Here is a 23,407-nt window from a genome sequence, read left to right as displayed (position 1 = left end):
GTTTAAAACCTAACAACGACTTTGCCGCAATTACGACCACTAAGTAAATATTCTACTGCTGTAGGGATGGATTCTATGCCGTTGAACTCGGTGGGATCAACGCTAACCTGGAGTTTGCCATTATAGAAAAGATTTAAAAGGCGATCGCTTGCTTCTGGGATATATTCTTGATAATACGGTGTCAAAAATCCTCTCACGGAAGCGGCTTTCCACATAAGTTGGTGATAAATTCGCGCTTGAGTTACCTGTTCTACATTTTTCCCATATTCGGAAATATGACCGATGCTAACTAAACGTCCGTGAATAGCTAAATTATCAACGCAGGTATCAAAAACTTGTTTACCCACACATTCAAAAATTAAATTAATGCCTTTGGGGTATTCTTGTTTGAGGACTTGATCAAGGTTTTCTGTACGATAGTTAATGATGCGATCGCATCCTAATTCTTGTAATAACCTCACCTTTTCTGGGGAACTACAAGTCCCAAGCACATGATTTCCTGCTAACTTAGCTAACTGCACCGCAATATGGCCAGTTCCCCCAGCAGCAGCTGTTACCAGAACCACCTCATTACTCTTCATCTCCCCCGCTTGTTCCAACGCCACCAAAGCCGACACCCCAGTAGGCATTAAAGTTAATACCTCTGGCGTAGCCTCCCGCACCTTCACTCCTAAATTCGCATCAATAACCTGATATTCTCGATAACCCCCACCAACTCTCGTAGTAACAACAGCATCACCTATTTCAAAATCCTTAACATCTGCACCCTTATCCACAACAATTCCCACAGCTTCCACCCCCAAATCAAAGGGAGGATTTAAGCTAAAGTAAGGAATATCGCCACGACAAACTAACGTATCGAACCCGCCATTAATACCCGCAAACTTATTTTCTATTAAAATCTGGCCTACCTCAAGCTGAGGAATAGAAACTTCCACAACTTCCACAGCAGACTTAAAATCTTGATTAATCTGCTTTGCTACTAACTTTTTATAACTTTCTCTTTTCATTAAAAAATTCTCTGCGTTCCTCTGCGCTAACCTCCGCGTACCTCCGCGTTGAAAAAAGATTCAACTTGACAAAGCCTTATCCCACTCTAACTGATGAGCTAAACCGTACTTAATAAAATCCTCTTCCTTAGCCTTATCACTCTTACCAAAAACACCCAAGCTATAAGGATTATCCTGCATACGTTGGGCAACTTGTTCCTGCTCGAATTTTATAACATCCTCTCTATGCTGATCAGGTTTAAAAAAGTCCACGACTAAGACAGTGCGATCGTAATTAGTGTAATTATGCGGACAATGTGGATAACTGTGATCTAAAATCAGAAACTCTCCTTCATGCCAATAAAGCTTGTCATGGCATATTTTCATTGCCACATCCCCCTCTGGTACAATTAATCCTAAATAACCGCGATTCATGTGAGGATTATAGTTGACATGAAGTTTAATGTCTAATCCAGGAAGAAATGTACCATAATAAACGTTTCTGATAATATTTTCATTAAGAGAGTTGACTTTTTCTATTACCTTAGCCAAATTAGGAAAATATTTATTTCTTAAAGCTAGTGCTTTTTCTGAAGCTACCCCTGTCTCATAATCTGGATATTCTATTTGATGCAATTGAATATATTCTTCAATAAATAAACCTTGAAATAAAAGTCCAAAAGCACTGTATTTAGAATTTCCTTTAGTTTTTATAGTTTTACTTTTAGGGCCTAAAACATCATAGGCAAACTTTAACTCCTCCTCAGATGCTTGCTGCCTAAAGCTAGTAAACTCGTCTCTAATTATCTGCCAATTATCTTGAAAATTTTTAAGAAAATCAAACTCTTGGGGATTTAGATGATACTCATTAAAATTGGTCATTGTTTCTCCTCCTGAAGATAATTGCATAAAAAACTGTTACATACTTAAGTAATTTATTTTAACTTCTAGTACGATGTGGAACAGCTCATTCAGAAAGAAGGACTAAAGTCCTCACTACATACTATGACAATAATTTTACATTGCTTGACATAGTTAAATTTATTCCTACCGACTGAGAACTAACTCTATACTCATTTTAGTGTGGGGTCTACTATGACTGAACCTCCAGTGTTAGATAAAATCATCAAAAATGTGCGGGTTGTCAGCCCCCATAATGATGCGGTTGAACTATGTGACTTAGGCATTAAAGATGGAAAATTTGCTCAGATAGCTCCTAATATTAGTCCAGATCAAGGTATAGAAATCATTGATGCCAAAAACTTACTAGGCTTTCCTGGGCTTGTAGATGCCCATATGCACATAGGTATTTATCAACCTCTAGATCAAGATGCAGCCACAGAAAGCAAAGCTGCGGCAATGGGGGGAGTAACAACTAGTCTCAACTACATTCGTACAGGACAATATTATCTGAATAAAGGTGGTTCCTACCGCGACTTTTTCCCCGAAGTCTTAGCATTATCCGCAGGTAATTTTTTTGTAGATTACAGTTACCACATCGCACCTATATCTAGTCAACACATCGAAGAAATACCGCTATTATTTAGTGAATATGGGGTAACTTCCTTTAAAATCTTCATGTTTTACGGCGGCTATGGTTTGCATGGTTTATCAGACCAGCAAAACCTCTTTTTAATGATTAATAAAGAGGAACGTTACGACTTTGCCCATTTTGAGTTTATTATGCGCGGTATAACCCGCTTGATGGCAGAACATCCAGAGGCGCGAGATTATATTAGCTTGAGTTTGCATTGCGAAGTTGCAGAAATCCTCAACGCCTATACAAAAATTGTCCAAAATGATTCTAGTTTAACGGGATTGCCAGCCTACAGTGCTGCGCGTCCTCCTCATTCGGAAGGGTTAGCAATTTCTATTGCTTCCTATTTGGCACATGAGACTAACTGTGCAAATATCAATTTACTGCACCTGAGTTCGCGTAAAGCCATAGAAGCAGCTTTGACGATGCAAACTGCTTTTCCTCATATCAAGTTCCGGCGAGAGGTAACAGTCGGACACTTATTATTAGATGTTGATACACCTAATGGTACTTGGGCAAAAGTCAATCCACCAATTCGTCCCCGTGCTGATGTGGAATACTTATGGCAAGCGGTACTTAATAATCAAATAGATTGGATAGTTAGTGACCATGCTTGCTGTTCTGCGGAACAGAAAAGAAGTGGAAAAGACCCGAATAATATATGGTTAGCCAAGTCTGGTTTTGGTGGGACTGAATATTTACTTTCTGGGGTATTGAGTGAAGGCAGTAAGCGAGGAATGTCGTATAGTCAGATGGCGAAGTTACTATCTTGGAAACCATCACGGCGGTTTGGTTTGTTAACAAAAGGGGATATTGCGATCGGTTATGATGCTGATTTGGTGTTAGTAGATCCTCATGAAAGTTTTGTAGTACGTGCGGCTGAGTCGGAGTCTCAGCAAGGTTACACCCCTTTTGAGGGGATGGAATTAACGGGAAGGGTTAAGAGTACGTTTTTACGGGGAAATTTGATTTATGAAAATGGACAAGTTATTGGTTCGCCTACAGGAAGGTATTTAAAAAGAAGTTAGATTGACATCCCCAATACCCATTTTCATGTGTTCTGGTATACGCAGTTGATGACGGCTACTTTAGGAGAAAGATAATGAATGATCAATTACCACTTATTATTGAGTGTCGCTGCAACGATTCAGATTACCGCAAAGATAATCCCAATTGCCCATACAGTCCAAAAGAGATTATTCAAGAAGCTGTTCGTGCTTGGGAAGCGGGAGCATCAATCTTCCATTGGCATGGGCGTGACCCAGTTAATGGTCAGTGGATTAGTGACGTTGAAGTATATTTGGAAGCTATTGAAGGAATCCGCGACAAGACTGATTTGATTATTAATCCTACATTGAACTACGTTTCTAAAGAAAGCCATGTTAGCGATCGCGTCAAGCATATATTAGCCGCGAATAATGATCCAGCATTGGGAATTGATATGGTTCCTTTAGAGTTTGGCTCACTGAATATAGACTTCTGGAACCCACAGACAAAGCAATTTCAAACATCCGACCAAGTACACATTAGCTCTCGTGCTTATATGCAGGAAGTGTTGAAGATACTCAAAGAAAACAGCATCTTTGTGAGTACAGTATGTTGGGATGTGGGACAAATTCGTACAGCACGCTGCTTTCAAGAAATGGGGCTTCTATCAGAAAATACTTTTTGGGAATTTGTTTTCACGGGAGAGATCATGCCTAGTGGCATTCTGCCAACACTTCCTAATTTACAGGCGGTAATAGATTCTATTCCCGCAGGCGCTCCTTGGCTAGTGATGTGTTGGAACGGGGATGTGATGAATTTGGCAGCCTGGGCAATTACCCTTGGCGGACACGTCGGTATTGGACTGGGAGACGATCCCTATCTTCGCTTTGGCAAGCCGCACAATGGGGAGTTAGTGGACAAGGTTGCAAAGATGGCGCATACACTGGGGCGAGAAGTAGCAACGCCAGCGCAAACCCGCGAGATTCTGAAGATGCAGCCGCGAGTTTTGTCAAGGCAAGAGCTAGAGGCAACTGCTAAATAAGAGCCTGGGATGAGTATAGTTGCCAATTGTGGTTATAAATTGGCAGCTAAAATGTAATATGGGCAATAGCTACAGGGAATGTAACTGCGATCGCTCAAATATGATGAAGCAAAATATTAAACGAGCTTTTTTAGACACAGAAGATGGACAGATTCTTTATCGCATCGGTGGCGAGGGTAAACCTTTAGTTTTGCTGCACATGAACCCACGCAGTAGTGATGAATACCGCGAACTCATGCCTATCCTCGTTCAACACAGACAAGTCATAGCAATGGATTTGATGGGGTTTGGTGATTCAGATAAACCACCCAGGATGTATACCATCGCCGACTACGCAAAAACGGTGATTGCGCTTTTAGATGAATTAGGGATAGAAAAAACTAGCATTTTGGGCAACCATACAGGTGCTTTTGTTGCTGGAGAGGTAACAGCATCTTACAGCGATCGCGTTGAAAAACTAATTTTAGGTAACGTTGCTGGTTTCGGCGAAGGAGGACAAGCAGAACTATTTAGAAGATTTGAGGAAGGTTTTAAAATTAAAGAAGATGGCTCCCATCTCATGGAAAGATGGTTAGCTCGTTCTCGATACGTAGGTTCTGCTGAATTAAATCACCGTTGGGTTTTAGACGATTTAAAATGTTTTGGTCATCCTTTATATGCAGTTTGGGCTGTAGGTAATTACTGTCTAGATGCACCAGAAAAATTTCGTTCTATTAAGTGTCCAACTCTCATTATCTGGGGGATGGATGATGTCAAAGAATTTGAAAAACTGAGTTTAGCAAAAGCAGGCGATCGCTATTTCCTCTCGCAGGCTATTCCTCATGGGAAAGTAGTTGAATTTGACCAAGGAACAATTTGCATGATGAATCAGATACCTGAAGAAATATCCCAAGTAGTAATAGATTTTCTGCACGCATCAGAATAGTTTAGCCTCTAATTTTCTATAATTGCGGTACACTTAATCTCTACAATTAGTCCTGGTGTAGATAGAGCCGTTATTCCAACCCCTGTCCAAGTAGGAAATTTATTGCTAAAGTATATATCTTTTACTTTCATAAATAGTGGCAGGTGTGGAATAGTAAACTGCTGTTCTGAAGCATTAGAGGGCTGAACTTGCAAATTACCAAGATTTACCCCTGTCACATGGTAAGTAATCATCTCTACCACATCATCAAAAGTTGCTCCTGCTGCTAAAAGCACTTTTTTCACATTCTCAAAAGCCTGGACAAATTGAGCTTCTATTTCTTCCACTACCTGTAAATTTTCATCCCGTCCCACCTGTCCTGAGATATATAATGTATTGCCCACCTTAATGCCAGGACAATAATGATACTTTTCGTATAAAATTTCCATTCCTTTAGGAATAATAGTTTGACGAGTATTGCCCATATTTAATGTTGTTTAGATTAGGTGGATACTGAGTATTGGGGAGAGGTATCTTTACGCTTTACCCCTAGTTTTGAAAATCAACTTCATCATTGAAGTCTACGTTTAATTTCTTCGGATAAATCTGCTAGCGCTACTTCTACTTGCTCACCCGATTTTAAATCCTTAAGCGATGATTTTTGGGCTGCTGCTTCATCTGCACCGATAATTACACAAAATCTAATGCCTTGTTTATCTGCGGCTTGAAATTGCTTACCTAACTGGCGTTTTTCAAAGTTGGTAATCACATTAATGCCTGCTTGCCGTAACTGTTGGGATACTTTTAAATAAGTCGGCATTAAGTCTTCCTGCATATTCACCACTACTACTTGGGCTGGTGTTGCTGGTAAGGTATTTAAAATCCCAGCTTTGAGTAAGCGGCTAATTAGGCGAGTTAAGCCGATAGAAATACCAACTCCAGGCATTTTCTCACCTAAAAACATTCCTACTAATTCTTCATATCTGCCGCCGGAACAGATACTACCTAAAGCCTCATGTCCAATTAAAGTAGTTTCGTAAACTGTGCCTGTGTAGTAGTTTAAACCACGAGCGATCGCTAAATCAATACAATACCGTTTTTCATTAACTCCTAGATTCCTGACACCTGTAATTACTGTTTCTAATTCAGTCACACCCAGCGTCAATTGCTCTGCTTCTGGTAGATTCTGAGAGAGATGTTTAAGTTTATCTAGTACATCATCAACGCTACCATCAATTTTGATGAAGTCGATAATTTTTTGTGTTTGTTCTTCTGATATACCTTCGTTTGCTAACTGTTGTTTGACTTTGGCTTCACCGATTTTTTCTAAATCATCAATGATACTGATACAAGTTTTAATTTGAGTTTCGCTAATTCCTAACGATTGAAAGAAACCTGTTAGTATTTTTCGGTTATTAATACGAATTAAAAAATCACCAATATTAATTGCTTCAAATATTTCGGTGATAATTGCTGGCATTTGAGCATCGTACAGCAAGCTGAGTTCACGCCGCCCAACTACATCTATATCACACTGGCGAAATTGGCGAAAACGTCCATCTTTTGCCCGTTCTCCTCGGAAAACTACGTCCATTTGATAACGCGCAAAGGGGAAGGTTAATTCATTTAAGTGACGCGCAATATAGGCTGCTAAAGGCACAGTTTGGTCAAATTTTAAGGCTCTAGCTTCTGAACCTGTTTCGCCTGATTTATCTTTTTCTGTTTGGCGATTTGGTGGCAAAATAGGGTCGATACCATAAATAATATTGTCGCCTTGATTACCTTTAGCTTGTAATACTTCTAACCTTTCAACGGCAGGAGTTTCAATAGGTGTAAATCCGTAGCTTTCATAAACTCTACGGATGGTATCTAGTAAATATAATTCTAGGCGTTTTTCGCTAGGCAGAAATTCGGGAAATCCGCTAGGGGTTGAGAAGTTGATTTTTTCGTTTTTCGCCATGCGTCTACCTTGTCTATTAACCGTTTTAAATAATAATCAACTATTTATATATGCTGCTATTCCATTTTGACAGCAAATCGTGCGTCCACTAGGTGAACGCACTCTAGAAATTTCTGAATATGCAGAATTATTATTTTATCCGTTTTTCTTGAATTAGAGTACGTTGGTATATTTGATGGTCTTTAAACCAGTGCCAAGTTCTGGCACGATGGTTATTATCAGGGCTAATTTGAATCATTTCATACAAATACATTGTTGGGGCTGCTTTGTAAGAGAACCACAAGATAACGCTGGAATCGTCTATTTCCCAGGCTTTGCCGAGAATGCGATCGCTATCAAACCACAGTGTTTTATCTCGATATGTTCCCGGAAACTGATGTTCTTCTTTCTTACCATCAGACCACGTATAGCGATTAACTTGGTAGTAGGGGTAAGGGCCATCGGCAGGAAATTGACAGCTTAAATGCGATTCATGCTGATCAAGAATTTTCCCAGAAGTATCAACTAAGGTATATGTACCTACCCATTCACCTTCATGACGGGCGAGGACGGGCATTTCTTCGCGGATGTTAGACATGGTGCTGATCCTAATGACTCTATGAAATTCAAGAAAAAATCAAATAGCCAGCGTCCGAGTTGAATAGAAGCAATGGCGATCGCCTGCTAAAGTGATAATTCCAGAACTTACGCACTCAGCCCCCAATCCCTTTACGGTGTACATACAAAACTTATCAAGTTGCCTAACAGCGTTTTGATCCCCCCTAACCCCCCTTAAAAAAGGGGGGAACTAGAATCAAAGTCCCCCTTATTAAGGGGAGCCACTGCGTTGGGCGGGTTTCCCGACTTAAAGCAAGTGGCGTGGATTTAGGGGGATCTACTAGTCTTGAATACAACACTAAAAAGTTTTGAGACATCCTCTAAGGGAGGTTAGGGGGTATCAATACAATCTAGGATATAGTGATTGGATTCGTGTGTATACCCTAGTTTTTTAGTAACAATTAGGGGAGAACAAGACAAAAATCTATGTATGATGAACAACCTTAACATTAATGGGTTCCATTTGCCATACAATCCACATCTTGTAGTAAGAGCGAAAGAACTTCGCAAAAACATGACCTCAGCCGAGAGAAAGCTGTGGTATGGATATTTGAAGAATTTTAAATTTAGGGTTTTAAGACAACGACCCATTAATCATTTTATTGTTGATTTTTACTGTTCCACTTTACAACTAGTAATTGAAATTGATGGCGATAGCCATTTCACAGACGAAGCTCAAGACTATGACAAAGAGAGAACCCATATTTTAGAAGGCTACGGTTTAAAAGTTATTAGGTTTACAAATAGCCAAGTTTTAAATGAGTTTGATAGTGTGTGTGAGAAGATACAGAGTTTGATTCCCCCTCACTCGCCTTAAAAAGGCTACGCTTACACACAAGTCATATAAACTTGTCCCACGGCGTTTTGATCCCCCTAACCCCCCTTAAAAAAGGGGGGAACAAGAATTAAAGTCCCCCTTTTTAAGGGGGATTTAGGGGGATCAAATGATCTTTTTAGCTCAACATAAAGATGCGTGTACACCGTAGCCTTAAAAAAGGGGGGGAAAACTTCTTCAAGTCCTTCTTTTGAAGGTGGATTTAGGGTGAACTAAAAATATGTGATACATCACTAGCAACTTTTCAAAAAAGCTCTAACTTACTATTTAAGGATTCTAGATAAATTAATTTCTCTTTAGCGTACCGTGCTACGATTAAAATATCTAGTAGATTGTATAGTTCTGTAATAATTCGATTGCCTAGTAATAATTTATTATCTCTGGGAAGGCGATTTAAAATTGGTACATACCACTTGATTAAATCGTAAGTAAGTCGTGGAGAAAATTTATAAGTATGTAACAAAGAATTAAGCAGAAGAATAAGAGTTAAATTTTACACGTTGCGTACTGTAGTTTCCCTTTTCTCCTCTATTTTGAACTCCATCAATGACAGCATAGGCAAGGTCTAATTCATCCTCAAAACTTTGAGAAGCTAGTTCATTTTTTTTCAGGTGTTGCCACTCCAATTCAATTGGATTCATCTCTGAGCAATATTTAGGTAAAAAGAAGATGTACAAACCCATCTCTTCCCACTTTGTCCATAATTGCTGAACTTCTTTGCACCGATGTATCGGGCCGTTGTCCTGAACGATGACTCTGATACGACCTGCTTTTTGGGCTTCAAGTGCTTCAAGCTCCATCATTTGAATATAGGATTTGCGTGAAACGCCACCAATCACTAGACCGTACACAAAACTAATTAGGGGTTGAAGAAACCCAATAATACTTAACCTTCGACCCCGACGCTTACTCTGCTCCAGGCGTTTTTGCTGACCTCGGAAGTAGTAACTGTAACTGGGTTCACTCCAGGCACAAAACCCTGATTCATCCATATACTTTAAATCGATTTCTCCAGCAGCAGCAGATAATTCCAACATCTCTAAGTCTGCCTGTTTGATTTGCTGCAATACTTTGTCTTGCTTTCCTTTGTGGCTTTTTCTAGTTCGCTTCCAAATGACCCCCTTTTTTTGAGTACCTGCCTTAACCAGTCAGGACTCAATTTCACGGAGCGTTCTTGCTCTAATTTTTGGGCTAATTGAACACTATTATATGTACGTGGTTCTTGCTCCAAGCATTTTTCTAAGAACGCCATGTCAGCTTCTGCCCACCTTGATTTTCCTCCCCGCCCTGCTTTCTCCCACAGTCCTTCTAGACCTTGTTTTTCCCATCTATGCAAAACTTCTCTTACTGTTTGGGCAGTCCAGTCAAAGTGATCTGCTATCTTCTCTACGTACCAACCATGTGCGCTTAATCTGATCACTTCGGCTCGGTCTTTCACTTTCTGGGGTACATCTGCCGTTCTCAGGTTGAACAAAATTTTATCTTGCTTAGGAGTCAGAAATACCCTTAAACGGCTGCCCATATCCCTGTTACCTTGGTAGACACATTTATGTATTTACTTATCTTTACACACTTTGGTTTTTTCACCTTGTTCTACTTAGGTTTTCTGTATTATAGGTAAATCACTCATCCATAAATCTCAAAAAATTTGATCGCGCAAAGCGCGAGACATTAAAAAGGGTAAAGAAAACAGAGCAGAGGGCTAAAGGGCGAAAGCGTAAAGGGATACTAAGACCTGCCCCGCACAACCATAACCCGAAAACCCACGAAGTCGCTCCTGCGATCACGTGCGCTCCTGCTGCGAACAGCCGAACGGCAAAGCCAGGGAAAGTAGTTCCACGAACCACCACGCAGCAGCCACTGCTGATTATTATCACTCAGCCATGCACTACCATTAGTTGGTGCATTATCATAATTTTCGTGCCACTCATCCTGACACCATTCCCATATATTACCACACATATCAAATAAACCAAAGGGATTAGCAGGAAAATCTCCCACATTGGTTGTTTGCTCTCGATATTCACCCTTTGGCCCCTGACCATAGTTGCCTGGGTAAATAGTTCCTTTATATTCCCAGTCTGTTCCTCGGTAATTCGCCAACTCAGTTGTAATCGTTTCGCCACAATAAAACGGCGTAGTCGTTCCCCCACGACAAGCATATTCCCATTCGGCTTCACTAGGTAAGCGATAGGTTTTTCCTGTCTTATTAGACAGCCTGGCACAAAACTCTACCGCATCATCCCAGGAAACACATTCAACAGGACGATTAGTACCTTTAAATCGAGATGGATCAGGCTTTAAATCAATATTTACCTTATCAAGAGTCGCAACGGCTGTCCATTGAGCTTGAGTGACGGGAAACTTACCCATGAAAAAGGGTTGAATTGTGACCTTGTGTTGTGGACTTTCATCATCACTTCTTCCTTCTTCATTCTCTGGCGAACCCATGAGAAATGTACCACCAGGAATTGCCACCATTTGCAGAGTTACACCATTACCCAAGTCTTCTGTAAAAAACTCTGCACTTTTGCAAGGGCGTTCAATGATTTTTCCTTGAGCATTTACCTTCACGGTTTCAAACTCAAATGTATCAGGTTGCTGTAGCTCAATAGGTTCTGGCAATTGTTCCACAGGCGCAGATGGTTTTTGTTGACCAATAATCCTTTCTTCTATAGGTGCAACATCTTCATCCCTTAAACCTAAATGCTGCTGATAGTCTCTGAGGTCGTTGAGAGTTCTTTCACTCAAGTTTGACTCAATGCGAGTTGCCTCAACCAATGTTACTTCATATTCTTCTAATTTGCGTTGATACTCTAAATAAGGTTTTTGAACTTCCGCTTCAATAGCCTTAGCAACATCAGGGTCAAGTTCCAACTGGAGACACAATGAATTTAACAGACGACGGGCGACAATATTAAACTGACCACGATAGATGCGTTTTTCTACTTCCTTACGATACTCTAGCTTGGGGTCATCCTTGGGCGACTTGGCGATAAAAATCCGATAACCTTCTTGATGAGGGTAAAACTCAGGTGTCATGGCGGGGGATGCTTCCTGCACTTTGCTTTTGGCATATTTATGCAACTCATCCACCGAAATTTGACCATCCCCGTCTATATCGGCTGCACCTTTCTCAATTCCTTCTACTAAATAGTTGGTGTAAATCGACAAGTCTAAACCATCAACCTCAAACGCATATTGTGTAGAAGTAGAAGCCGTGAGAATAGCTTTTCCTTCAGCACCTAAATGCTGTTGCAGGTCAATTTTGCCAATATCTTTGGCTATCCAGCCCTTACCAAAAGCACCGCTAAAACAACAATCTAGAATTACTACTTGTCGTTTAGATTTGCTCTGATTCATCCAACTACGTACATTTGTTCCAGCTACGGCTGTGAATGGAAGTAATTTATTTTCTTGTTTTTGAGTTTGGCGAGTGGAAAAGTAAAAGTCGCCATTTTCTACTGTCACACCATGACCGGAAAAGTAAAAAAGCACTAAATCATCTTTCTGACGATTAGCATACAAGTTATAAATTTCCCTTTCCATATCTAGCCGTTCGGGATTTTTCAGGACTTTGACATGATCAAAACCACCCATTTCCGGGTTTAGCAAAACTCGCTCCATCGCCTCAACATCATTCACAGCCTTGGGTAGGGCTGCTAATCCTGGCTCATATTCACTAATCCCGATTAGTAGTGCTATCTTCGCCATCTTAGCTATTTGATGTGTTTTTGAGAAAATCCTGCGCTTTTTGGTAAGCAAATTCAAATTCTTGTTGACTGCTGGCTTCTAGATTAAGTTCTCTGCCATCAGGGGCTTTGACCACCATCTTAATTGGTTTATTGCCCAAGCGATCGCCTAAAAAGTTAAATAGAGTCTTGATATTAGCGGCGTTAACTTGTGCATTCAACAAACCCAACAAAAAACCGCCTAACGCTTTGGTATTCTTGGGTGCATTTTCCACAGCCACTAAATCTGCATCTTCTACCCCCTCCACTTCTTTTAACTGGGGTAGCAAATTTTGTACTTCTGCTTGCAATTCTTCATCATCTAAGTCTAGTTCAGTGAGAGCGATCGTCACCTGAACCTGAGATGTTGTCACCATATAAGTCGCTTAAATATAACTAGAATATCTTTAAACGATTGTATCGGTTATTTGGGAGATTTAGTTAATATCCGAAGGTTTTGGGGAAATAATGAACTCAGGTTGGCTGATAACTTAAGTGCGATCGCGCTTACTTATGTATGATAATTTGATACTAGCAACTATAGAGATTTTGGCTTGTGTGCAGTGTGGTTTTGACCTCTCTCCAAGTAGGCTACCGTGTACACCTAAATTATCTGATCCCCCTAAATCCCCCTTAATAAGGCAATACGGTTCAGTTAAGGCGCAAAATTGTGTAAATTAAGGATTGTAATTAACGCTGAAAGTAAACTGTAGTGCATCTCAAAGATTTTTCCCTGTTGTCTCCAATGATACAAAGCGATGATTTGCTAAAAGCAATAGAGACAGCCATACCTGCAACTGCCATTGAACAAGCGATTACAACCAGCAAAGCTAACGAAGAAAGAAATCGTTCTTTACCTGCACATTTGGTAGTCTGCTTAGTAATAGCAATGAGTCTGTGGTCGAGAGATTCAATGCGAGATGTACTAAAAAACTTAGTAGATGGTCTTTCTGTGGCGTGGGTAAAAGTTGGGAAAAAAAGCGCGAGTACCTTGTAAATCGGCAATCACTCAAGCTCGACAAAGATTAGGTGCAAGGGTGATGAGCCAATTATTTCACGCCTCTGTAAAACCAATGGCAACGGCTGAAACATTGGGAGCATTTTTAAATGGGCTACGAATAGTAGTAATTGATGGTAGCTGTTTTGATGTTCCAGATAGTGAAGAAAATGCCAGAGTTTTTGGTCGCCCAAGTAGCCGTACTGGGACAGTGGCAGCATTTCCCAAGGTGAGATTAGTCATCTTAGTGGAAGCAGGAACGCACATTATATTTGATGCCTTAATGTGTCCTTATCGTATGGGAGAACGAGTTCGAGCATTAAAATTATTACGCTCTGTACAATCAGGAATGTTGTTGATGTGGGATAGAGGTTTACATTCCTATGCAATGGTACACAAAACCGTATCCAAGGGCTGTGATTATTTAGGAAGAATCCCAGCCAATGTGAAATTTCTGGCAGAAAAACCGTTAGAAGATGGCTCCTACTTATCGTGGATTAATCCTTCAGGAAAACTACGCTCAAAAGGTTGTCAGCCAATCCTTGTGAGAGTTATTGAATACACAATTGAGCATCCAGAAAATCCCACGGAACAACTTACTTATCGCTTAATTACAAGTTTATTAGATATTCAGAAATTCCCAGCAGAATTATTAGCTAAGGAATATCATCAACGTTGGGAAGTAGAAAATATCATTGATGAATTGAAAATACATCTTTTGGGGCGTAAAACTCACGTTCGTTCTCAAAAACCACGAGAAGTCGTGCAAGAAATTTATGGTTGGTTGTTAGGTCATTGGTCAGTACGAGTGTTAATGTTTCAAGCTGCAACTACTGCTGGGGTTCCACCATTACGCTTGAGTTTTACAAGTACATTACGAGTCATTCGTCGTGCTATTCCTAAATTTCAAGATTTACAGACCGAAGACTTACCTTTTTTTTCGATTGGTTAATTGTCGAGATTTTAGATACGTTTTTATCTGAACGTGTTCACCGTGTTAATCCCAGAGTTGTGAAAAAACCTGTATCAAAGTTTCGCTCTAAAAAGCCGCAACACAGAGGTACTGGACAACGAGTAGAAGCTCCGAAATTTCACATCACTAATCAGCTTTCTAGGCTTAACTGAACCGTATTGCCTTAATAAGGGGGACTTTGATTCTAGTTCCCCCCTTTTTTCAAGGGGGGTTAGGGGGGATCGAAACGCCCTTCGGCAACCTTATAAAACTTGTGTGTACACCGCAGTTTTGTAGAGCATTGGTTGGGGTTAGGATTAACCAATCATCTTAAAGAAGCGGGTGAAGTAATCAGGAAAGGTTTTTGCTGTACAGCCTGGGTCTTTAATGATTATTCCTGGGGTTCTTAAGCCTGTGACGGAAAATGCCATTGCCATGCGGTGGTCGTGATAGGTTTCGATCGCAGCAGGGGTGATGGGGCCGGGTTCAATTCGCATACCGTCGGCAAATTCTTCAACTTTGACTCCTAAGCGTTGTAATTCTGTCACCACAGCGCGGATGCGTTCGGTTTCTTTGTAGCGGATATGTTCTACATTACGGATGGTAACAGGTGAGGCGGCATAGGGTGCGATCGCTCCCAAGGTTTGCACCAAATCCGACATATCATTCATGTCAATGTCGATACCTTGTAATTGTTCTGGCCCTACCACTTCGGTATAGTCTGCACCTTCTATAATCTGACAACCCATCTGTTCTAAAACAGATAGCCACAGGATATCACCCTGACAGGATGCTTTTGTTAAATGGTTCACCCGCACTCGTCCACCAGTCACGGCTGCGGCGGCGAAAAAGTAGGACGCATTGGAAGCGTCGGGTTCTATAGTATAGTTGCGTCCTTGGTAACGCTGACCTGATTTTATATGAAATGTGTTGTCGTCAGTTTGCGTTACTTCTACGCCAAAATCAGCCATGAGGCGACAAGTCATTTTTACATAAGACTGGGAAACCATTGTTCCCTCAACCTCAATAGTTGTATCTTGTTGGGCGTATGGTGCAATCATCAACAATGCTGATAATTGCTGACTGGTTTGGTTTGCTTTTAACCGCACATGACCGCCAGCAAATTGCTGACCGTAGATAGTGTAGGGCATAAAACCAGGATTGCCCTCAAAGTTAATAGCAATTCCACTGTTTTGTAGCACTGTGGCCAAATCACCCATCGGACGTTCCCGCATCCGAGGTACACCATCAAGGCGGTATTCTCCTTGACCTAATGCGACTAGCGCAGTGATAAATCTGGCCGCCGTACCTGCTAAACCCACAAACAAATCTGCCTGTTTTGCGGGAATGTCACCCCCCTTACCGGACACTTGAATTTTCGCCAACGCCGGATTTAAGCTGATGGGAATACCTAACTGCTCTACACATTTAGCGAAATACTCGCTGTCTTCACTAAATAGGGCATTTTCTAAAATCGAATCACCTTGAGCCAAAGCAGCAACAAGTAATGCACGATTAGTAATACTTTTAGAGCCAGGAATATCTACTGTGGCATCCACAGGGTGATTCAAAGCAGGGATGGCGATGGTATCCACAAAAACCTCTGTGTGGGTGGTCAGCTACAACTTTATATATGTTCCCATATCATGAATGCTGGTTGAACAGTCATATTTTTTGCTGTTATGTAAAAAAAGTATAAGAGTCAGTTGACAATTGACAATTGACAGTTAACAGTTGTTTTTTCTCCTCTGCTCCCCATGATCCCAGAGATACCAATCCAAGATAGGATGGACGTTGATTTACGTATTGTTTTACATAATGCTTATGAAGCGCTATTGGTCACGTCTGCTTGCCCTCGTTCTAGTTGTAGCTATTGGTTTAGTAGGCTGTGGTAGCCCAGATAGTTTGACAGGTGATTATCGTCAAGATACTTTGGCTGTCGTTAGTACTCTGAGACAAGCCTTAGAATTAACAGAAGATTCACCAGACAAAGCTGCTATCCAAGAAGAGGCTCGGCAAAAAATTAATGATTTTTCTGCACGCTATCAACGGGTTAATTCGGTTTCTGGTCTTAACTCCTTTACTACTATGCGGACAGCCCTTAATTCTCTGGCTGGACACTATAGTTCTTACCCCAACCGACCAGTACCCCAAAAGCTTAAGAATCGTCTAGAACAGGAATTTAAACAGGTAGAAACTGCATTAAAGCGAGGTGGTTAATACCAATTCAAAATTTAAAGTTCACAATACCCTACAGGTTCGCCGAGCGTTCCGTTGGCGCAGCCTCTGTCTACGACACACTCCGCGTTCGCGTAGCGTCCCGTAGGGAACGTAGAGAAAGAAAGCTAAAACTACAAAATCCAAAACTGAGAAATCCAGACCATATCTGGATTCTAATATCTACATCTGTTGCTGAATTTTGGAGAAATTTACAGGGGCGTACAGCTAGCTTTGCGCCCCTAACTATGTGAATTTATACCTAATGATACAAAAGATATTGCTAATTGCAACTTAGCAAAAAGCTACAAAATTTAAAGTTAACTAATAACGACTGACAATATTGACAATATTTATAGTAAAAAACTGAACAAATATCCCATTAGTAGGATGTTCCTGCTTCAGTATGTTTAATATTTTGACAAAGTAAAAGATTTAATTACACAAATATGAAGTTTCAGCATTCAAGCGGGAAAACTTATGTTTGATGTAAAAAATTGGCTCAATATTCAACCCAATTACTGAAATTGGGTTGATGGCTGCTTTGTCTTTTTGATATCCAGTATGTCTAACCGTCCCTTTAACCATGCGCGAGTAAGATTATGTCAAAACTTGGTCACAGCTATTTTTGGTGGTAGTCTGTTGATTCCCTACTGGGAAATACAACCAGTTCAAGCACAGGCGGCAGAGTTTTGTCAGTTATCGCCAGCAGCAGCACAAACTAAAGAAAATTTACGCTTATCAGCCCTCAAAGGTAATCAACAAGCACGAAAAAACTATCAGGATCTAATCAAAAAACAAGCTCAGGCACTAAAACAATGCCGTAGCCACACATGGCCTAATAACCAAGCTATTTGGTTACGTTTATATCCCTGCGATATCAAACCAGGGGCAATAGATAAAATCATGGATCGGATGGTTAATCGTGGCTATAACGAAGTTTATCTGGAAGTATTTTACGATGGGCGAGTCTTGTTACCTGCATCTGCTAATCCGACGGTTTGGCCATCTGTGGTGCGTACAAAAGGGGCGGAAAAAGCCGATTTACTGACTACAGCTATTCAAAAAGGACGACAACGGGGTTTAAAGATATATGGTTGGCTGTATACTACTAATTTCGGCTATAACTATGCTTTGCGGCAAGATAGAGAAGGTGCGATCGCCCGCAATGGTAAGGGAGAAACTAGCTTATATGTCGTAGATAATCGCTCTCAAGTCTTTATCGACCCCTACAATGAGCAAGCCAAACGCGACTACTATCGCATGGTACAAGAGATAGTGCGCCGTCGTCCTGATGGTTTGCTATTCGATTATGTGCGCTATCCCCGACAAGCTGGTGGTAATTCTCTGGCCACTACGGTTGCAGATTTATGGCTATATACAGAAGCTACACAAGTAGCATTATTTCGTCGCGCCCAAAACAATAAGGGGCTAGAGATGATTCGGCGCTTTTTAAGCAAAGGCTACATTACAGCAGGCGATATTAGCGATGTGGATCGGCTTTATCCTCAAGAGGGTGAACCTATGTGGCAAGGACGCATAGTATCCCCACAGCAAAAGTCCCTACTTTCGCCAATAGCTAGACAACCAATATTACAAATGGATTTATGGCTGTTGGCAGTGGCTCATTCCATGCAGGGTATTATAGATTTTGTATCTTTAGCTACTCACCCAGCCAAACAAGCCAATATTCCTTCTGGTGTGGTCTTTTTTCCTGAAGGAAACCAAACAGTTGGACAAGGCTATGATTCCCGCTTGCAACCTTGGGACAGGTTTCCTAGTTCCTTACAATGGCATCCCATGTCTTACGCAAGCTGTGGTAATGTTACTTGTATTGTGCAACAAGTGCAAAAAGTCTTAAGCGTAGCTAAACCAGATACACAGGTAATTCCTGCATTGGCTGGTACTTGGGGAAAGTCGGTGAGTAATCGTCCACCTTTAGAAGCGCAAATGCGGGCTTTACGTCCTCTTGGTAACAAAATTAAAGGTGTGAGCCATTTTGCTTATTCGTGGCAATATCCAGAAGATGATAGCGATCGCAAATCCTGCCGCAACCAATAATTCGTGATTCGTCATACTTCTCTACGAGACACTCCGTGAACGGCTACGCTCAGTACAAGTTCGTAATTTATCTTAATTGTGAGCAACATCTTCTTTCTCTGAGTTAATCTTCACACTCAAAAGTGCCTCAAAAAGCTCCTTTCTCAGTGTATTTCATGTGCTTGAGAATTGCTATAACAGTATCCTTCCATAGAAAATGTTATAAACAACCAAACGCCTTGACAGGGATAGGTGCGTATGGCTCATTGGCGTGACTTTAAGAAACGTAATGAGTACAAAAATAGGGGAGAAATTCTTAAATTTTCGATTCCTCCCCAGTATCTAAATTTTTAAACTCTGGCTTTTTCCAAAATCAACTTAGACCGCTTCACTTGTTCAGGAATAGTAACAGGGTAATTGCCAGTAAAGCAGGCAGAACAGAAACTATTCTTGTCTTCTCTTGTAGCTTCTAACATTCCATCCCAGCTAAGGTAAGCCAAGCTATCAACTTCTAGTTGCTTGGCAATTTCTTCTACCGATTTAGTAGCAGCAATTAGCTGGTCTTGAGAATCAGTATCAATTCCGTAGAAGCAGGGATGGGTTACAGGTGGGGAAGAAATCCGCATATGTACTTCTGCTGCACCTGCATCACGTAAGGCTTTAACTAGTTTGCGGCTAGTAGTTCCCCGGACTATGGAGTCGTCAACGATAATCACTCTTTTACCCACCAGTACATCTTTAAGGGGGTTGAGTTTCATCTTAATCCCCGACTCGCGCATGGTTTGGGTTGGCTGAATGAAGGTGCGACCAACGTAGCGATTCTTAATCAACCCTTCACCAAAAGCAACTCCTGATGCTTGGGAAAAGCCAATGGCCGCAGGAATACCAGAATCAGGTACACCAAAAACAATATCAGCTTCGACAAATGATTCAGCAGCTAGTTGCCGTCCTAAACGCATCCGATAGCTGTATAAGCTCTCGTTGTGCATTTGGCTATCAGGACGAGCGAAGTAAATCATCTCGAAAATACATAGTTTGCGCTGGGGTTTTTGGCTCCAGTGGTAGGAAGCTAGACCTTCTTCGGTAATCCAAACTACTTCGCCGGGTTCTACGTCGCGCAGGTATTCAGCACCAATGATATCTAAACCGCAAGTTTCCGACGACAATACATAACGGACGGGATTACTGGGTAATGTACCAATTACCAGAGGACGAATACCATTAGGGTCACGTACACCCATCAAGCCGACAGGAGTACCAACAACTAAACTAAAGGCTCCTTGGCAACGATGGAATGCTTCAATCGCGCCGTCTAACCACTCTGCACCTGCATTTACTGCTTGGGCGATCGCAAATGCAATCATTTCTGAGTCTGTAGTGGTCACGAGATTGCAGTTGGTTTCCAGTAACTCTTCTCGCAGTTGTACGGTATTGACTAAATTGCCATTATGTGCTAGTGCAACCTTACCTAAGCGAGTATCTAGTACAGCTGGCTGGGCGTTAACCTTACGACTAGAACCAGTAGTAGAGTAACGTGTATGACCAACGCCTATATCACCGGGCAACTCTTGTAAAATCGACTCGTTAAATACTTGCGACACCAAGCCCATATCTTTGTGCAAGTGTACTGTCGTACCCTCAAACGTGGCAATACCAGCAGATTCTTGACCCCGATGTTGCAGGGCGTACAATCCAAAGTAAGTTAACTTAGCAACATCTTCTCCTGGGGCATAAATGCCAAAAACGCCGCAAGCTTCCTCTGGCTTGTCGGGGCGATCTTCGTGACTATGGCTTGAGTTATTAATCTGATTGGAGTATTCATCCGAAGTGACGGAATCAATGGGAATCATGCTAGCTTTGCTCCTGGTGGGGGTATCAACTCAAAATAATTCGTAATTTATGAGTGCCTGATTAATTTTTGGGGCTGGAAGTCGAGAAACAGAATTTTTATTTTTCTCCCCATCAATGAAGGTGAGGATATGAATCCTGAATTACGAACTACAAATTAGGAATTATTTGGTCACTGGGATATATATCTAGGGACAGTTGTGGACTTCTCTTAATATATCTTTAACTATCTATTAACACAGTACCTTAATTGTGCTTAAAGATTCTATCGATTTGGGAAAATTAGTGACAGTGGACAGTGAACAGTGGAAATAATTTGTCAACTGTCAACTGATTGAGTTTTCAAGTGGTAGTGTTAGAGACAGATAATCGTCTAGCGATCGCATTTTGATAGCGATCATTCATATCTTCGATCCTAGCGCGGATTAAGGTTTGGTTATCAGTAGTTAAAACCCCCAAACCTGTTTCGGTATTTCCAACCATACCTAATTTTTGCCAATCTTGACCTAGATGTTCCTGTAAATAGGATTCCCAAATTTCTGTGTCTGTTGCAGCGACAGAAACTAAAATTCTTGCCCCACCCTCACCAAAAAGCACTTCATCCAAGCGTTGTAACCCAGTGAGAGAAATTTCCAAATTTACTTCCGCACCCAAGTTACCAGCTACACAAGATTCAGCTAAAGCCACAGCTAAACCCCCTTCAGCACAGTCATGGGCTGAACGCACCCAACCTGCACGAATAGCATCACGGCAAACTTTCTGCACACGGCGTTCTAACTCAAAATCAATCCGTGGCGGTCTACCTGCTATTGTGTTGTGGATAGTAGCCAAATATTCAGATGCGCCTAAACTGGTTGCGGATGATCCTAACAGGTAAATCACATCACCAGCAGACTGCCAACCTTGACCGCAAATTTTTGTTAAGTCGGGAATTAACCCCACCATGCCCACAACAGGGGTTGGGTAAATTGGTTGGGGGTTGCCTTGAGCGTCAACAGTTTCGTTATATAGAGAGACATTCCCACCAGTTACAGGCGTTGCCAATTCCTGACAACCTTCTGCCAAACCGCGACAAGCTTCTGACAATTGCCAGTAACCGATAGATTTTTCGGGACTGCCAAAATTGAGATTATCTGTCACCGCCAGAGGTTCTGCACCCACACAACTCAGATTCCGGGCTGCTTCTGCCACTACTGCCTTAGCTCCCTCATAGGGATCAAGGTAAACATACCGAGAATTACAATCAACCGTAGCTGCAACACCACTGAGAGTAATTCTCCCCTGCCCTTCTAGGGGTCGTAAACGTACTATCGCCGCATCCGCCCCACCTGGAAGGACAACGGTGTTATTTTGCACTTGGTGGTCATACTGACGGTATACCCAATTTTTCGAGGCGATCGTTGGTGTATTCAGTAAAGTTAACAAAATATCATGCCAACTTTGCACATTTCCTTGAATTTCAATACCTGTAGTTGTACAGCTAGGTAAAGACTCAGACGACCATTCCCAAGCTTGACGGGCATATTCTGGGGGTTGTGCTAGTAACTCACGCTCATAAAGTGGGGTGTTTTCGGCCAACGCATCAGCCGGAATTTCGGCGGCGACTGCACCCTGAAAGAAAATTCTCACAATAGGTTCGGCAATAACTGTACCAGCAACAACAGCCTGTAATCCCCAACGGTGGAAAATATCAATTAATTCTTGTTCCCGTCCCTTGTGGGCAACAAACAACATGCGTTCTTGAGACTCTGACAATAAATATTCATAGGGAACCATCCCCGTTTCCCGTACAGGAATCTTGTCTAAATCTAATTCAATCCCGACCCCACCTTTCGCAGCCATTTCGGAGGTAGAACAGGTGATCCCCGCCGCACCCATATCTTGGGCTGCAACTACTGCACCTGTCTTAAATGCTTCGAGACAAGCTTCAATTAATGACTTTTCTAAAAAAGGATCGCCTACTTGCACAGCCGGGCGGTCATCCATTGACTCATCAGTTAATTCTGCGCTGGCAAAACTAGCACCACCCATACCATCGCGTCCGGTGGTGGAACCTACATATAATACAGGATTACCTATACCAGATGCCCCAGATTTGACGATTTCTGGTGTTTCCATCAATCCTAAAGCCATAACATTGACTAGAGGATTACCAGAATAGGCAGGGTCAAAGTAGACTTCACCGCCAACTGTCGGCACGCCGACGCAATTACCATAATGAGAAATCCCAGCAACCACCCCAGAAAACAATCTTTGGGTTTTAGGGTCTTCTAGGGAACCGAAGCGGAGGGAATTTAACAAAGCAATGGGACGCGCACCCATTGTAAAAATATCTCTGAGAATACCACCAACACCAGTGGCAGCCCCTTGAAAGGGTTCAACGGCTGAGGGGTGGTTATGAGATTCAATTTTAAATGCTAGTTGCAGACCTTCACCTAAATCTACAACCCCGGCATTTTCCCCAGGCCCTACCAGAATGCGGGGGCCAGTTGTGGGAAATTGCTTAAGTAAGGGACGGGAATTTTTGTAGCAGCAGTGTTCTGACCACATCACCCCAAACATTCCCAGTTCAGCTTTATTTGGATGGCGGCCTAGTCGCCGCACAATTTCTGTGTATTCTTCGGGTTTAATACCTTCAGCAGCGATTTCTTGGGGAGAAAAGGGTGTAGGGGATGTGGCAGTCATGGAAAATGCACCAACAGGACAGAGAATTATTGTATCGATTTCGGGTACGATTAGCTCGTCCTGTTGTCAGCGATCGCTTGTCAATT

At 41.7% G+C, this 23,407-nt stretch carries 17 protein-coding genes and 2 pseudogenes; 7 read left to right on the top strand and 12 right to left on the bottom strand.

Annotated features, from left to right (window positions below; genetic code table 11):
• Positions 1 to 2: 2 nt before the first annotated feature.
• Positions 3 to 1,010 carry a zinc-binding dehydrogenase gene (locus tag NSMS1_RS29015; protein ID WP_224088252.1) on the bottom strand — a complete coding sequence of 336 codons (1,008 nt, stop codon included), beginning with the start codon at positions 1,008 to 1,010 and terminating at the stop codon, positions 3 to 5.
• 60 nt (positions 1,011 to 1,070) lie between these two features.
• Positions 1,071 to 1,871 (bottom strand): aspartyl/asparaginyl beta-hydroxylase domain-containing protein, encoded by an 801-nt coding sequence (locus NSMS1_RS29010; RefSeq protein ID WP_224088251.1) that lies wholly within the window; start codon positions 1,869 to 1,871, stop codon positions 1,071 to 1,073.
• A 213-nt stretch (positions 1,872 to 2,084) separates the two neighbouring features.
• Here NSMS1_RS29010 and NSMS1_RS29005 point away from each other — a divergent pair, with 213 nt between their 5' ends.
• The 3 genes from NSMS1_RS29005 to NSMS1_RS28995 all read left to right on the top strand — a co-directional run bounded on the left by NSMS1_RS29005 (position 2,085) and on the right by NSMS1_RS28995 (position 5,480).
• Entirely contained in the window at positions 2,085 to 3,554 is a 1,470-nt protein-coding gene (locus NSMS1_RS29005; protein ID WP_224088249.1) for a dihydroorotase, read from the top strand.
• Positions 3,555 to 3,628: 74 nt separating this feature from the next.
• Complete coding sequence (locus tag NSMS1_RS29000) at positions 3,629 to 4,555, top strand: 3-keto-5-aminohexanoate cleavage protein (protein ID WP_224088247.1); 927 nt, start codon at positions 3,629 to 3,631, stop codon at positions 4,553 to 4,555.
• 103 nt (positions 4,556 to 4,658) lie between these two features.
• Positions 4,659 to 5,480, top strand: a complete 822-nt coding sequence (locus NSMS1_RS28995; protein WP_224095382.1) for an alpha/beta fold hydrolase — start codon at positions 4,659 to 4,661, stop codon at positions 5,478 to 5,480.
• Positions 5,481 to 5,488: 8 nt separating this feature from the next.
• Here NSMS1_RS28995 and NSMS1_RS28990 read toward each other — a convergent pair whose 3' ends face one another.
• The 3 genes from NSMS1_RS28990 to NSMS1_RS28980 all read right to left on the bottom strand — a co-directional run bounded on the left by NSMS1_RS28990 (position 5,489) and on the right by NSMS1_RS28980 (position 7,996).
• A complete protein-coding gene (locus tag NSMS1_RS28990) occupies positions 5,489 to 5,944 on the bottom strand; it encodes a RidA family protein (RefSeq protein WP_224088244.1) in 456 nt (151 codons plus the stop codon).
• An 86-nt stretch (positions 5,945 to 6,030) separates the two neighbouring features.
• A complete protein-coding gene (gene hisS / locus NSMS1_RS28985; protein WP_224088243.1) occupies positions 6,031 to 7,419 on the bottom strand; it encodes a histidine--tRNA ligase in 1,389 nt (462 codons plus the stop codon).
• A 130-nt stretch (positions 7,420 to 7,549) separates the two neighbouring features.
• Positions 7,550 to 7,996, bottom strand: coding sequence for a DUF3598 family protein (locus tag NSMS1_RS28980; protein ID WP_224088241.1), 447 nt, complete (start codon positions 7,994 to 7,996; stop codon positions 7,550 to 7,552).
• 450 nt (positions 7,997 to 8,446) lie between these two features.
• On the opposite strand from NSMS1_RS28980, the gene NSMS1_RS28975 reads away from it, so the two are divergent.
• On the top strand, positions 8,447 to 8,833 hold the full coding sequence (locus NSMS1_RS28975) for an endonuclease domain-containing protein (protein ID WP_224088239.1): 387 nt from the start codon (positions 8,447 to 8,449) through the stop codon (positions 8,831 to 8,833).
• A gap of 268 nt (positions 8,834 to 9,101) precedes the next feature.
• On the opposite strand, the pseudogene NSMS1_RS28970 reads toward NSMS1_RS28975, so the two are convergent.
• From NSMS1_RS28970 to NSMS1_RS28955, 4 genes and pseudogenes are all read right to left on the bottom strand, one after another.
• Positions 9,102 to 9,314, bottom strand: a pseudogene (locus NSMS1_RS28970) (hypothetical protein); the annotation flags it as partial.
• A gap of 4 nt (positions 9,315 to 9,318) precedes the next feature.
• Positions 9,319 to 10,373, bottom strand: a protein-coding gene (locus NSMS1_RS28965; RefSeq protein WP_224085966.1) for an IS630 family transposase whose coding sequence is annotated in 2 segments (ribosomal slippage) — positions 9,319 to 9,978 and positions 9,981 to 10,373 — 1,053 coding nt in all. Because the reading frame shifts where the segments join, the coding sequence is not laid out codon by codon here.
• Between the two features lie 206 nt (positions 10,374 to 10,579).
• On the bottom strand, positions 10,580 to 12,565 hold the full coding sequence (locus NSMS1_RS28960) for a caspase, EACC1-associated type (RefSeq protein ID WP_224088237.1): 1,986 nt from the start codon (positions 12,563 to 12,565) through the stop codon (positions 10,580 to 10,582).
• Position 12,566: 1 nt separating this feature from the next.
• Positions 12,567 to 12,959, bottom strand: coding sequence for a sugar ABC transporter permease (locus NSMS1_RS28955; protein WP_224088225.1), 393 nt, complete (start codon positions 12,957 to 12,959; stop codon positions 12,567 to 12,569).
• Between the two features lie 335 nt (positions 12,960 to 13,294).
• Here NSMS1_RS28955 and NSMS1_RS28950 point away from each other — a divergent pair.
• Positions 13,295 to 14,531 (top strand): annotated as a pseudogene (locus NSMS1_RS28950) (IS4 family transposase).
• Positions 14,532 to 14,848: 317 nt separating this feature from the next.
• Here the strand turns inward: NSMS1_RS28950 and aroA are convergent.
• The gene (gene aroA, locus NSMS1_RS28945) at positions 14,849 to 16,126 is read right to left on the bottom strand and encodes a 3-phosphoshikimate 1-carboxyvinyltransferase (protein ID WP_224088223.1); all 1,278 of its coding nucleotides are present in this window, start codon (positions 16,124 to 16,126) and stop codon (positions 14,849 to 14,851) included.
• A 223-nt stretch (positions 16,127 to 16,349) separates the two neighbouring features.
• Here aroA and psb27 point away from each other — a divergent pair, with 223 nt between their 5' ends.
• Both psb27 and NSMS1_RS28935 read left to right on the top strand, forming a co-directional pair.
• Complete coding sequence (gene psb27, locus NSMS1_RS28940) at positions 16,350 to 16,751, top strand: photosystem II protein Psb27 (protein WP_224088220.1); 402 nt, start codon at positions 16,350 to 16,352, stop codon at positions 16,749 to 16,751.
• 561 nt (positions 16,752 to 17,312) lie between these two features.
• On the top strand, positions 17,313 to 18,809 hold the full coding sequence (locus NSMS1_RS28935; protein ID WP_224088208.1) for a family 10 glycosylhydrolase: 1,497 nt from the start codon (positions 17,313 to 17,315) through the stop codon (positions 18,807 to 18,809).
• Positions 18,810 to 19,138: 329 nt separating this feature from the next.
• On the opposite strand, the gene purF is transcribed toward NSMS1_RS28935, so the two are convergent.
• Together purF and purL are read right to left on the bottom strand one after the other, a co-directional pair.
• On the bottom strand, positions 19,139 to 20,638 hold the full coding sequence (gene purF / locus NSMS1_RS28930; RefSeq protein WP_224088189.1) for an amidophosphoribosyltransferase: 1,500 nt from the start codon (positions 20,636 to 20,638) through the stop codon (positions 19,139 to 19,141).
• 340 nt (positions 20,639 to 20,978) lie between these two features.
• Positions 20,979 to 23,321: a phosphoribosylformylglycinamidine synthase subunit PurL gene (gene purL, locus NSMS1_RS28925; protein WP_224088187.1), complete on the bottom strand. Its 2,343-nt coding sequence runs from the start codon at positions 23,319 to 23,321 to the stop codon at positions 20,979 to 20,981.
• Between the last annotated feature and the right edge of the window lie 86 nt (positions 23,322 to 23,407).

Source organism: Nostoc sp. MS1 (assembly GCF_019976755.1).
In the GTDB taxonomy this organism is placed as follows: Bacteria; Cyanobacteriota; Cyanobacteriia; order Cyanobacteriales; family Nostocaceae; genus Trichormus.
This window is presented reverse-complemented; position numbering and strand designations above follow the sequence as displayed.